This is a genomic window from Mesorhizobium sp. M0522, assembly GCF_040321085.1.
In the GTDB taxonomy this organism is placed as follows: domain Bacteria; phylum Pseudomonadota; class Alphaproteobacteria; order Rhizobiales; family Rhizobiaceae; genus Mesorhizobium.
On record NZ_JAMYQW010000004.1, the window covers coordinates 126743 to 139072 of the forward strand.

14 protein-coding genes and 1 tRNA gene are annotated in these 12330 nt (G+C 60.4%); 9 read left to right on the forward strand and 6 right to left on the reverse strand.

Features of this window, described 5'->3' with window-relative positions:
* The first annotated feature begins 21 nt into the window (after positions 1–21).
* The 9 genes from NKI58_RS07255 (at position 22) to NKI58_RS07295 (ending at position 9070) form a co-directional block, all read left to right on the forward strand.
* A complete protein-coding gene (locus tag NKI58_RS07255; RefSeq protein WP_352448669.1) occupies positions 22–288 on the forward strand; it encodes a DUF6894 family protein in 267 nt (88 codons plus the stop codon).
* A 660-nt stretch (positions 289–948) separates the two neighbouring features.
* Positions 949–1326: a VanZ family protein gene (locus NKI58_RS07260; protein WP_352784774.1), complete on the forward strand. Its 378-nt coding sequence runs from the start codon at positions 949–951 to the stop codon at positions 1324–1326.
* Between the two features lie 538 nt (positions 1327–1864).
* The gene (locus tag NKI58_RS07265; protein WP_352457749.1) at positions 1865–2512 is read left to right on the forward strand and encodes a GntR family transcriptional regulator; all 648 of its coding nucleotides are present in this window, start codon (positions 1865–1867) and stop codon (positions 2510–2512) included.
* 85 nt (positions 2513–2597) lie between these two features.
* Complete coding sequence (locus NKI58_RS07270) at positions 2598–3443, forward strand: transporter substrate-binding domain-containing protein (RefSeq protein ID WP_352784777.1); 846 nt, start codon at positions 2598–2600, stop codon at positions 3441–3443.
* Between the two features lie 85 nt (positions 3444–3528).
* The gene (locus tag NKI58_RS07275; RefSeq protein ID WP_352698118.1) at positions 3529–4242 is read left to right on the forward strand and encodes an ABC transporter permease; all 714 of its coding nucleotides are present in this window, start codon (positions 3529–3531) and stop codon (positions 4240–4242) included.
* Positions 4239–4958 (forward strand): ABC transporter permease, encoded by a 720-nt coding sequence (locus NKI58_RS07280; protein WP_352698254.1) that lies wholly within the window; start codon positions 4239–4241, stop codon positions 4956–4958. The genes NKI58_RS07275 and NKI58_RS07280 overlap by 4 nt, the downstream gene beginning before the upstream one ends.
* Positions 4959–4979: 21 nt before the next feature.
* Entirely contained in the window at positions 4980–6572 is a 1593-nt protein-coding gene (gene ggt, locus NKI58_RS07285) for a gamma-glutamyltransferase (RefSeq protein WP_352698116.1), read from the forward strand.
* A gap of 910 nt (positions 6573–7482) precedes the next feature.
* Positions 7483–8238, forward strand: coding sequence for an AAA family ATPase (locus NKI58_RS07290; protein ID WP_051406149.1), 756 nt, complete (start codon positions 7483–7485; stop codon positions 8236–8238).
* 217 nt (positions 8239–8455) lie between these two features.
* Complete coding sequence (locus tag NKI58_RS07295; RefSeq protein ID WP_245274725.1) at positions 8456–9070, forward strand: class I SAM-dependent DNA methyltransferase; 615 nt, start codon at positions 8456–8458, stop codon at positions 9068–9070.
* Between the two features lie 644 nt (positions 9071–9714).
* Here NKI58_RS07295 and NKI58_RS07300 read toward each other — a convergent pair.
* The 6 genes from NKI58_RS07300 to NKI58_RS07325 all read right to left on the reverse strand — a co-directional run bounded on the left by NKI58_RS07300 (position 9715) and on the right by NKI58_RS07325 (position 12328).
* Positions 9715–9790: transfer RNA gene (locus NKI58_RS07300), tRNA-Phe, on the reverse strand.
* Positions 9791–10222: 432 nt separating this feature from the next.
* Complete coding sequence (gene yacG, locus NKI58_RS07305) at positions 10223–10414, reverse strand: DNA gyrase inhibitor YacG (RefSeq protein ID WP_023677402.1); 192 nt, start codon at positions 10412–10414, stop codon at positions 10223–10225.
* Positions 10411–11040, reverse strand: coding sequence for a Maf-like protein (locus NKI58_RS07310; RefSeq protein ID WP_023677403.1), 630 nt, complete (start codon positions 11038–11040; stop codon positions 10411–10413). The genes yacG and NKI58_RS07310 overlap by 4 nt, the downstream gene beginning before the upstream one ends.
* Before the next feature lie 25 nt (positions 11041–11065).
* On the reverse strand, positions 11066–11284 hold the full coding sequence (gene infA / locus NKI58_RS07315) for a translation initiation factor IF-1 (RefSeq protein ID WP_006200926.1): 219 nt from the start codon (positions 11282–11284) through the stop codon (positions 11066–11068).
* An 89-nt stretch (positions 11285–11373) separates the two neighbouring features.
* A complete protein-coding gene (locus NKI58_RS07320; RefSeq protein WP_280952102.1) occupies positions 11374–11841 on the reverse strand; it encodes an arsenate-mycothiol transferase ArsC in 468 nt (155 codons plus the stop codon).
* 1 nt (position 11842) lies between these two features.
* Positions 11843–12328 carry a UPF0262 family protein gene (locus tag NKI58_RS07325; RefSeq protein ID WP_292663977.1) on the reverse strand — a complete coding sequence of 162 codons (486 nt, stop codon included), beginning with the start codon at positions 12326–12328 and terminating at the stop codon, positions 11843–11845.
* Positions 12329–12330 lie beyond the last annotated feature (2 nt).

Below are 12330 nucleotides of genomic sequence, written 5' to 3' on the forward strand. Positions count from 1 at the left end.
CCGCCGCTTCGGCCAAGCGCAATGCCCCGCTACTTCTTCGATTCCGATGAAGACGGAATCGTCTATTCCGACGATCAGGGAACGTTATATGACGATCTCCCGCTGGTCAGGAAAGAAGCCCTTCGCACACTGGCCGAGATGGCCAGGGATGGCCTTCCTCATCGCAGGATTGCAGTCAAGGTCCGGGACGACCGTGGCGGTCTGGTCCTTGAAGTGGCTTTGACCTTTGCCGTTGAAACGCGGCACTTCGACGAGCGGATTTTCCAGATCGACTTGCGCACGAACTGACGGCTCGATCATCATCGCGCCGACCATCATCAGATTTCTGGTGCAGCGGCATCTTCCCCTGGCGCGGAACATTAGAAGTCTCTAATTGTTATCTTAAGCAGCGGGAACCTCCCAGGATTCTGCTGCAGATCGGGTGCAACCCGGTCGGCCCGCGCCCTCCGCCAGAGGCGCGGGCTTCGTTTGTTTAGCCGATGCGCAACGCCATGCGGCGGCAGCATATTGGAGACCTGCGGGAGCACTAGTAACATCAGTCGCTACCGCGGCGCCCTGGCGCCCAGGCAACGGAGCCCGTCGTCCGACAGGGCGGCGGGCTTTTTTGACGCGGGTCGGTCATCACGCAATCGATGGAATTCTGGCCGGCGCTGATTCGTGTGGCATGGGGTAAGGTGCCCTGACGCAGCGCCGGCCAAGCGGAAATCAGGTCCGCCGCAGCCAGATAGTAGCCGCGTTGGCGCAGCAGGTAATTGCGTGATCGCGGAAGCCGCACCATTGCAGAGCCCTCCCCAGCAGTTCGGCCTGCCCAGCGGCTGACCCGAGGCATTCATTCATTCTGACGATGCACCGGACGCCCCGACGGCGGAAATTGGACGCCGCGCTCGCTCGCGACTATGGCGGCCGGCGGTATTCCCTGCAGATTTCGGACGAAAGGCCATTCTACCCTTGTTGCGCCTGGATTCTTATCAGATCGTGGCAAGGATTGCCTTTCCGGCCGCGTTTGCCGGCGTTCTGCTGTTCGCCCTTCTGCCGGAGCGGCTCTTGCAGGGTCTTGGCCTGGCTTTCACGTTTGATCACGACAAGCTCAATCACGCCGCCGCCTTCGTCGTCCTGGCGGCTCTCGGAAGTCTCGGCTGGCCGGAACGCAAGGCGAAGCTGATCGTACTCCTCGTTCTCACGGGTGCGGCGATCGAGGGGCTTCAGGCCGTGCAACTGATAGGGCGCGACCCGGATTTATTCGACTGGGTGGCCGACTGCGCGGGAATCGCGTGCGGACTGACGGTTGCAGGCTGGACAAAGCGGCTCGCCGGCGGATTGCCATAGCTCGAAAGCGCATAACGGAATCGGCGCGCCCGTGCCCCAATAAGGGGAAAATGGCCGGCGCCACTTGGGGGGCGCGTTGGGGTAAGTTGCCTGATGGGGCGCCGGCCAGGCGGAAAAATTACGTCCGCCGCAAAGTAACATAGCAGGAACGGCAATGCGCGGCAGTAGCGTGATCGCGGAAGGTCCGCGCTCGCGCCTCCGGTGCGGTGACCCGTTTTGGGCCAACAATTCTGGCACCTGAATTGCACTGTAGGCAATGCCGGGGAATCCCCGGCAATCGTCCCCGAATATGGGGCCTCGCCGCTTCGCAAATGGAGCGGCGGGCCTTTTTGCCGGATGTTGAAAAGTAGGCCGATCAGCGGCTTAGCTGATCACAGTGTGCTTAGCCCGATTTCCCCTACCAAGTGCTTATTCTCACAAGAGAAATTCTAAAGCGCCCAAGCATCGGTGCTTGACACAGGTTTCGAGAACTGGATAAGTGGATACACAGATACGCTCTGATCGGACCCAAGACATGGCAGCTGACGCAATCGAGCCGTTGGGCATCACGACCGCCGAGGAGGAAGCTTATCGCCACATTCAGCGGGCCCTGAGGATGGGGCGTTATCGGGCCGGGGACCGGCTGATCCCGGAAGAGATCGCGACGGAAATCGGCATGAGCCGCATGCCGGTTCGCGAAGCATTCCGCCAACTGGCCGCGGAAGGTCTTGTGGTCATTCGCCCGAACCGTGGCTGCATCGTCGCCGGGCTTACCCTCGATGAGATCTACGAAACATTTGAAATACGCTCGGTGCTCGAAGGGCTGGCGGTGAGGCTTGCCATGCCGCACATCGATGTCGAAGTGCTTGAAGAACTGGAACGCCAGCTCGACCGGATGGAGCGCGCCAGCCAGACCGGCAGCAGCGACTGGGTCGTGCGCCATCAGGCCTTCCATTTGCAGATTTGCCAATTGAGCAACAGACCCAAGCTGGTCCGGCAGATTGTCAGCCTGCACGTCGTGATCGAGCCCTACCTGCGCATCTGGTTCGACTATGTCGACAAACCCGCCAGCGCGCGTGCCGAGCACGAGATCCTGATCGACGTGCTGCGGTCAGGTGATGCCGGCAAGGCTGAGATCGTCATGCGGGATCATATCGTCGAGACGGCGCCGCTTCTGGCCAACTTCGCAAGTCCCGGCCGCCGCTAGGGAATACCATCTAACTCGTTGAAGCCGGAAGATAATCCGGCACGACGAAAGGGAACTGCCATACCGGCAAAAAGAGGAGAATGATATGAAAATTAGCCGCATCGCAGCCATTGCGTCGGTCCTGTTCGGCCTGGTCCAGGCCGCCGTTGCACAAGAAACACCAAAGGCAATTACCATTGCCACCGAAGGAGCCTACGCGCCCTGGAATTTCACAACAGCCGACGGCAAGCTGGACGGCTTCGAAGTCGATCTCGCCAATGATCTGTGCGGGCGAATGAAGATCGAGTGCAAGATCGTCGCACAGGACTGGGACGGCATGATCCCCGCGCTGACCGTCGGCAAGTTCGACGTGATCATGGCGAGCATGTTCATCACTGAAAAACGTCTGAAGATCATTGACTTTACCCAGCCGTATGCCGTGGATCCCTCAGGTTTCGCGGTCGCCAAGGATAGCGAACTGGGCAAGCTCGGCATCTCCAACGAGCGGTTGAAGCTGGAGAATGAACCCTCTGCGCAGGCGGCAATCGACAAGCTCAAGCCATTGCTGAAGGGAAAGATCATTGGAGTTCAGGCTGCAACGGCGAACCTGGAATTTGTGAAAAAATACTTCTCGGACGTCGCCGAGATTCGCGAATACAAGACCACCGAGCAACACGATCTCGATCTTGCCGCGGGTCGCATCGACGCGCTCTTCGCGCAACAGACAGCGCTGGCCGCCACGCTGGGCAAGCCGGAGTTCAGCGACTATACGCTTGCAGGACCAGGATTTGTCGGGGGTCTCTTCGGTCTTGGCTCCGGGGCCGGTATCCGCAAAGAGGACACCAAGCTGAAAGACATGCTCAACGGCGCCATCGACGCCGCGACCGCCGACGGCACGATCAAAACCCTGTCGCTTAAATGGCTCAAGAGCGACGTCACTCCAGTCAAGTAAGCGCTTGCCGGCGAACGGCCATTCCTGACCACGTTCCGGAGCTGAGCCGTTCGTCCTGCCGGGGGTATCAATGCCGGGGGTATCAATGGTTGACGCATTCCGGCTGCTTGGTTTCCAGCACGGAGGTTGGGGGGCTGCTCTTCTCATGGCGGCCTCGGTCACAGTGCTCCTGTCCGTGCTGGGCTTTGCGCTTGGCGCTGTATTTGGCGGGCTGGCAGCGGCCGGGCGTCTCCGCAACTCCAAAATATTGAGGTTCTTGGCCCTTGGCTATTGCACGGTTTTCAGGGGCGTGCCCGACCTTCTGACCATTTATCTGCTTTACTATGGAGGAAGCGTCGCCCTGACCTCGCTTGGTCATAGCCTGGGTGGGTCCGGATTCGTCGGCGTTCCGGCCTTTGCCACTGGAACCTTGGCTATCGCGATCATCTCGGGCGCCTATCAAGCCGAGGTCTATCGAGGGGCTTACCTCGCCATCGACCAGGGACAGCACGATGCCGCTTGCGCGCTTGGTCTCAACCGGCTGCAGCGGCTGCGACAGGTTATTTTTCCCCAGCTCCTGAGATACGCGCTGCCAGGTCTCGGCAATGTGTGGCAGTTGGTTCTGAAGGACTCGTCGCTGATATCGGTAATCGGCCTCGTTGAACTGATGCGCCAGGCGCAGATCGCTGCAGGTTCGACCCGTGAACCGTTCATCTTCTACATTGCTGCAGCCTTGCTCTATCTGGCTATCGCTTCCGTCACGGGCCACGCCTTCTACCGTCTGGAACGGAAGGCGCCGTGGCGCGTCCGGTCGGCATGATAGATTTCAGTTTTTTCCTCGAAATCCTGCCGAAGCTACTCGTCGGCCTGCCGCTCACGATGGAACTGGCCCTGACTTCCATCGTTGCCGGCTTCGTTCTTGCCGTCACATTGGCGCTTGCCCAGCAATCGGAATCGCCCTTCGTCGTCTTGCCGATCCGTGGCTTCGTTGCCGTGTTCAGGGGCACGCCTCTGCTGGTGCAGATTTTTCTGACCTATTATGGCCTTGGTCAGTTCCGGCACCAACTGTCGGCAATTGGATTATGGGCCGTTTTCCGCGAACCCTACTGGTGCGCAATCATCGCGCTGACACTCAACACCACCGCCTATGGCAGCGAAATCCTCCGCGGCGCGATTCAATCGGTGCCACGCGGCCTTGTCGAGGCGGCCCGGTCTGTCGGCCTGTCCACCTATTTGACCTATCGGCACGTTATCCTGCCGCTGGCCTTTCGCCAGGCGCTGCCGAGTTACGGCAATGAAATCATCCTGATGATCAAGGGCACGTCTCTGGCTTCCATCGTGACCTTGATGGAGGTGACTGGAATTGCCCAGGGATTGATCTCCCAGACCTACCGCGCCTTTGAAGTCTTCATCTGCGCGGGCGCCATTTATCTCACTTTGAACTTCGCGATCATCCGTGCCTTGGCGGCACTCGAATACTGGATGTCGCGGCATCTGCGGCACCGCCCCTCGACGATGAGCGACGCCGCCTCTTGAGCACGATCAGAAGGGCATAGCATGCGAAATTTTGAGAAACCAACGCGCTCGGTTGTCGTTTCACGCGAGGCCATGGCCGCCACCTCTCATCCGTCGGCGACCCTCACGGCGGTGGAGATCATGGCGGCCGGCGGCAACGCCATGGATGCCGCCATCGCAGCCTGCGCGGTGCAATGTGTCGTCGAGCCAGCCTCGACCGGCATTGGAGGCGACTGCTTCGCTCTTCTGTCGCGAAACGGATACGGCGAGGTCATCGCCTACAACGGATCGGGCAGGACACCCGCCGCCCTCACAATTGACTGGTTCCTCGAACGTGGCATGGCGGAGGTGGCCCGCAATTCTCCTGGCTCCGTCACCATCCCGGGAGCAATCGATGCCTGGACCAGATTGCACGCTGATCATGGGCATATGCCCTTCGATCAAATCCTGGCCCCCGCTATACGTTTCGCCGAGGAAGGCTACGCCATTTCACCGCGGGTCCATCGTGACTGGGCGTTGGAAGAAGAACTTCTGGCCTCCGATGTAGCCGCGAAACGGATTTTCCTGCCAAACGGCCGTGCGCCAGGCGTTGGCGAAGTGCATCGCCAGCCTGAGTTGGCTGCAACGCTGCGGCTGATCGCCAAGAAGGGACGAGAGGCCTTCTACACTGGCCCTGTGGCCGGTGACATGGTCGCCTATCTTCGTGGGCTCGGCGGATTGCACACACTCGAAGATTTCGCCTCGGCAACAGGCGAATACGTGACCCCGATCAGCACGGCGTTCCGAGGCTGCGATGTGTTCGAATGTCCGCCGAATGGCCAGGGTGTGATCGCGCTGCTCATTCTAAACATCCTCTCGCGCTTCGAAGCGCACGGCGACCCGCAATCCGCGGACCGGCTTCACCTGGAAATCGAAGCAACACGCCTCGCTTACGCCGCGCGTGACCTGCTCGTCGCCGATCCTGATGCGTCCGAGGTCCCGGTGGCCGACATGTTGTCGAATGCCTGGGCCGATCGTCTGGCCGGCATGATTGACCTAAAGCGCGCCCGCGCGGACCTGCCGGCGTTCGATATGCCGCTGCACAGCGACACGGCCTATATTTCCGTTGTCGATAAGGATCGCAATGCGGTCAGTTTCATCAACTCGGTCTTCGACAGCTTTGGCTCGGGCCTGGTCTCGCCACGCTCCGGTGTCGTCTTGCACAATCGCGGGCAAAGCTTTTCGCTTGACCCCAAGCACCCCAATGCAGTGGCGCCGAACAAGCGACCTTTGCATACCATCATACCCGGGATGCTTGCGAGAGACGGCCGGGCAGAAATGCCTTTCGGCGTTATGGGTGGCTACTACCAGGCAATGGGCCACGCGCACCTGCTGACGAAGGTGCTCGACTTCGGGATGGATCTGCAGGAGGCGATTGATCTGCCGCGGGTCGCCCCCGTCAGCGGCACCATGAACGTCCAGGCCGAACACGGGCTCGCTGGCGAAACCGTAGCTGAACTTAGCCGACGCGGTTTCGAAATCATTCCCGCCACGGACCCGATCGGCGGTGCGCAGGCCATTCGCATCGATTGGGCAAACGGGACCCTGCTGGGCGGTTCTGAACCGCGCAAGGACGGCTGCGCCCTCGGTCTGTAGACCGGTTATGGCCAGAGTGGGATCCAAGATGCCGAAGATGCTCTTCATCGACATTTGGCCGGCGAGCAGGAGCCGCTGGCGCCATGGTCCAGATAATTCTTGCACGCCATCGACAATCCGATCGGCGCGAGGTTGTCACCCATGTCTTAGGTACAAACTGTTACCCATCTCCGGGCCGTACAGGGAAAAATGGTGCCCAGAGGCGGATTCGAACCACCGACATGCGAATTTTCAGTCCGCTGTCGGTGATTGATATTGTTCAGATTTTAGGTCGAATGTCGCGTTTGTGTCGCGTCAAGCCAAAAGCGCCCGCTCGGCCTGAACTCGTTGCCTTGTTCAGCGCCCAAACACGCGTGCCGTGGTGCCGACAGTCATTCAGATGGATGATGGTATGGTTCGGCACTCCTAGTAAGCTCCGATCACCAGGCAATTTAGAGACTTTCTGAGGTCCATGTTCCTATGGGCGCAAGCGGCGCGACGACGGAGGTGTTGGCGCAGGCGGCGGGGTCGGCGTCGTCGAGGCTCGCACGCCTGGAAGCCACAACGACCGACGTCGACCAACGGGCAACCGTGGGGCACGCGCTCGATCAGGAGATGGCACGGGCGACGAGCCAGTTCGACAGCGACAGGCGTGTCAACCAGCCGCAAGCGCAGGCGATCGAGAAGCAATTGCAAGTTCCCAAGTCAACCGGCAACGCTGTCGCGGCTCGACAGGCGGGACTGCACGCCATGGAAAGGCAGTTCCCGCCGCATCGCATCTCCTCCAAATCTTTTTGCGGCGTCAGCAGGATGCCAGCGAGCGGGGTCAACTCGGCCAGGCGGATGCCAGAGTGTTTACGCTCGCCACACCGCCGGAGCGGGCGAGCTCGCTTCATCCGATCTTTCTGTTTCCTGTTCGGGAGGTCCCTACATGATTATCGAGTTGTTCGGTCCGCCTGGTGCAGGCAAGACGACCCTTCTCCGCGCCCTTTGCCGTGAGCTGGCGAAACGCGACATCCGTGTGAAGACAGTCAATGGCTATCGCCGGATTGATTTTGTGTCTTTCGGCAGCGAAGTCGATTCGGTCGAGGATGAAGGCCCGGAGACACGCCATGGCATCCAGCGTCTGGTGCACAAGCTCGCCACCGCGAGTCCGGTCTTGTTCTCGACCCCGCCGAGCGAGGGGGCCGCTGCGCGGCTTTTGGCATCGATCCCTCCAAAAAGTCGAATATGGGCGTTGCGTCTGAAGATCGACGTCGTTTTGCTCTTCGAAGCCTGGAATACGGCGCAGGCCTCAGAAGGGTACTTCATTTTCGAAGAGGGCATCGTTCAGGCGTTGTGTGCGCTCGTCCTGTTGGCACGAAATCCAAGTATCGACATGGTTCGTAATTGCATGACGTTCCTGCCGCGACCGGATCTCCTCATTCAAGTCGACGCGCCCGGGGAAACGCTGCGCCACCGCCTCATTGAGCGGTATGCGCGGCAGCCGTACCTCGAGCGCCTTCTCGAAGTCGGAGTGGTCAGGGGCCTGAAGCAAGCGGATATCGCGAGGGAGATCGGCCAATGCCTGCAAGACAAATGGCCGCTGATGCGTGTCGACGGCCTCGACCCACGCAATTTCGAACAGGTCGTCGCGCGCATCGTGGGGCACGGATTGCCCGCGACGGCATGCGTCGGGCCAGACTAGAGGCGCGAGTTGCATGGTGCTCACGGTGAGATCGTTCGTTGGCATTCGCAGATTTCTACGGGCGCAGCGGCGACCGTTAGGCAGCGTCCATGAGAACCGTGCACCCGCTCGTCGGGATTACCGAGCAAGCCACCAGACGGATGGGTACGGTGCCCATTACTCCGACACGTTCCGGTCCGGCTACTATGCAGCTCTGTGGTCGGGTATCGAAAAGCCCTTGGTCGAACGTACTCTCCTGCCTGTCGGCGGGCCGAACCGGAAATGCCTGGACTTCGCATGCGGCACAGGCCGCATAGCAAATATCGCAGCTCAATTTTTTGGTGAAGTCGTCGGCGTTGACATCTCCCAATCTATGCTGGCTAGCGCACGGGTTCCGAAGAACGTGAAATTGGTCCGCGCTGATATTACGCTCTCTCCGCTCGCCGAAAGGTTCGACGTGGTCACGGCATTCAGATTCTTCCTCAATGCTGAAGATGAGCTCAGGAAGGATGCACTGTCGGCCATCAGCGCGCATTTGAACGAAGGTGGATTGCTAATCTCGAATATCCACATGAATGCGACCTCGCCAATAGGGCTGGTCTGCCGCATTCTGAACCGTTATGCAGGAGGGACAGTCCGCCACACTTTGAGCATTAAAGGATACGAGCAGACGCTCATTGCAAACGGCTTTATTGTCGAGCGGATAGTTGGGTACGGTTTTTTGCCGCGACCCGGGAAATTGCTGCCAAGACTCTGCGAAATATTGATCGTGCCGTTTGAAAGGATCTGCGCAAGTGCCAGGATTCCGGCGGAGCTTGCGCAGAATTTCCTGGTGGTTGCCAGAAAGCGGTAAAGCCGGCGGGCACATGAAATTTGAAACCGAGCATTTGCCATGAGGCTGGTCTTTGTTGAAGCTATTGGCAGGAAAGTATCGAGTGTCGTTTTTGGCTGCGCTTCGCTTGGCTCAATCAGACAAAGCGCTGCTCGCCTCTGCTCATCAGTGCGTTTGGCGACGGCGCTCGCCGGTGACCAACGATGCACTTGCCCTTTTGAGGCAGGACGATCGCAAGCATCCCGACGTCGCGAGGTACTTTCGTAGGTTGGGGGATTCCGGCAACGTAACGCGGGTTCGCGCCGTAATTTCCAGACGTCTTGAGGTTCAAGTATCTCCCTGCCGATTGCGGGACGCGAATTCCTCGTAATGCCTGCGTATGAACTCCGGTTTGGCCCGATGCCGCACCTGCCGGCCTGTAAGCCTCTCGCAGACAGTGCCCACGCATCTCGAACCATAAAGACGCATGAGAGAACGTCTGAAAGCGGCTACGGCGCGCTTTGCGCGTGCCCATGTCGCGTTCATGTCGCGTGGAGTTGCCGACAGTCGCAGGAAACCCTTGAAAATCAACGGTAACAGTTCGCAACACGGCGCGACATGAAATGCCGTAAGTCGCCAAGTTGGCGACACCGCAAGCCATTGAGTGATTTTATATGAGGAAGTAGTGGTGCCCAGAGGCGGATTCGAACCACCGACACGCGGATTTTCAGTCCGCTGCTCTACCAACTGAGCTATCTGGGCCTGCTCCGGCGGGCGGCAATCTGCACACCGGGTTCATGAAAGCGCCGTCGGCACCCCTTGAAAGCGCGTGGGTTATAGCACGGGAATTCGGCCTGTCCAGCGCTTAGAGCATGATCCCGAAAAGTGGAATCCGGTTTTCGGAAAAAGATCATGCTCAGACAAAAAGCATGATCCCGAAAAGTGGAATCCGGTTTTCGGAAAAGATCATGCTCAAACAAAAAGCATGATCCCGAAAAGTGGAATCCGGTTTTCGGAAAAGATCATGCTCAAACAAAACGCCAGAACCTGTTCCGTCCGACAGTGCCCGGATGGAACAAGTTCTGGACATTGATTTCAGGCGGGAAACGACAGGCAGTCCGCAAGGCCGATCATCGGTCACGATCGCGGCTGCGAAACCGTCCCAAGCCTGTGGAAAACCGCAGGTGGACGGCGCTATTTCTGGTCGTCGTTCTCGTCTTCGTCGTCGCGGCCCGGGATGACGTAGACCCCCTTCAGCCAGCGGTTGAGGTCGATGTCCTTGCAGCGCGTCGAGCAGAACGGGTAGGTTTCGCGCGCCGATGGCTTGCCGCATTCGGGGCAGGGCCGCTTGGGCCGCAACGGCGTGACCTTGTCGTCCGGGCTCATATCCGCGCACCCGACAGCCAGTTGGCGTGCACCTTAAACCCTTCGCCGCTCAAAAGCGCTACCGTCTCGTAGAGTGGCAGGCCGACGACGTTGGTGTAGGAGCCGACAAGCTTGACGACGAAGGCGCCGGCAAGCCCCTGGACGCCATAGCCGCCGGCCTTGCCGCGCCATTCTCCGGATGCGATGTAGGCCTCGATCTCCTCGCGCGGCAGCCGCTTGAAACGCACCCTGGTCTCCACCAGCCGCAAGCGCTGCTTGCCGCCCGGCGTGATCAGGCAGATGCCGGAATAGACCCGGTGCGAACGGCCGGACAAAAGCCCGAGGCAGTTGGCGGCGTCGTCGAGCGTCTCGGCCTTGGGCAGGATGCGCCGCCCGACGGCAACCACCGTGTCGGCGGCCAGCACGAAGCTCGGCAGGTAGTCCGTCTCGGTCTTCAGCGAAGCCAGCGCCTTCTCGGCCTTCTGTGTTGCCAGGCGCTTGGCCAGCGAGCGCGGGTGCTCGGCGCGCAGCGGCGTCTCGTCGACATCGGCCGGCAGCACACGGTCCGGCTCGATGCCGGCCTGCTGCAGCAGCTCGATCCGGCGCGGCGAACCCGAGGCAAGCACGAGCTTCTGCAAAATGCCCATCGCGATCCCGGCCGGGTCCTTGAACTTACTTGAAGCGGTAGGTGATGCGGCCCTTGGTCAGGTCGTAGGGCGTCATCTCGACCAGGACCTTGTCGCCGGTCAAAACGCGGATGCGGTTCTTGCGCATGCGGCCGGCCGTATGGGCGATGATTTCATGTTCGTTTTCGAGCTTGACCCTGAACATCGCGTTGGGCAGCAGTTCCGTCACGACACCCGGAAACTCGAGGACTTCTTCCTTCGGCATTCGATACCTTTGCTTGGATGGGTACTTCCAGCGCCCCGGCCGGAAAGTTGCGCGGAACCTATATGATAAACGTCCGCTTGTGAACATGCTTAATCCGCGGCGTTTTTAGCCCCGTTGCCGAGAAAACGGCGGCCGATCCGCGCCTTCAGCCGCTCGCGCACGTCGCGGTAGGCGGCCATGATCTGCTCGCGCGTGCCGCTGACGCCGGTCGGGTCGGGCATCGGCCAATACTCGACCTCGACGGCCAGCGAGCGGGTGAGCTCGAGCGCGGTGTGGTGAGCTTCCGGCGCCAGCGTCACGATCAGGTCGAAATAATCGTCCTCGAGGTCGTCCATCGTTCTCGGGTGCCGTTCGCCCAGCGACAGCCCTTCTTCGGCCAGCACGGCATCGACGAACGGATCGCGTTCGCCGCCGCGCACCCCGGCCGAGGCGACGAAGGTGGTGGGCGGAAGCACCTTGCGCGCCAGCAATTCGGCCATCGGCGAGCGCACGGCGTTCATGCCGCAGACAAACAGGATCGAGCGGGGCAGGATCGGGCGGGGCAGCGGGGCGGCCAGTTCAGCCTCGCCAGTGCAGCACGCAAACCAGCGTGAACAGCCGGCGCGCCGTGTCGAAGTCAATCTCGATCTTGCCGGCAAGCCGGTCCATCAGCGTCTGCGAGCCTTCATTGTGCAGGCCGCGCCGGCCCATGTCGATCGCCTCGATGTGGCTGGGCGTCGCGGTGCGGATGGCATCGTAATAGCTTTCGCAGATCATGTAGTAATCCTTGACGATGCGCCGAAGCGGCGTCAGCGACAGGATGTGGGTGACCACGGCTGCGCCGTCCTCGCGCGCCACCGCAAACACCAGCCGGGATTCGGCCAGCGACAGTTTCAGCCGGTACGGGCCGGCGCCGTCGTCATTGACCGGCTGGAAGCGGTTCTCCTCGATCAGGTCGAAGATCGCCACCGCCCGCTCATGCTCGACATCGGGCGTCGAGCGGCCGATCGTCTCGTCGAGCTCGACATCGATCAGTCTGGCGCGGGTTTGGTCGTAGTCAGACATTT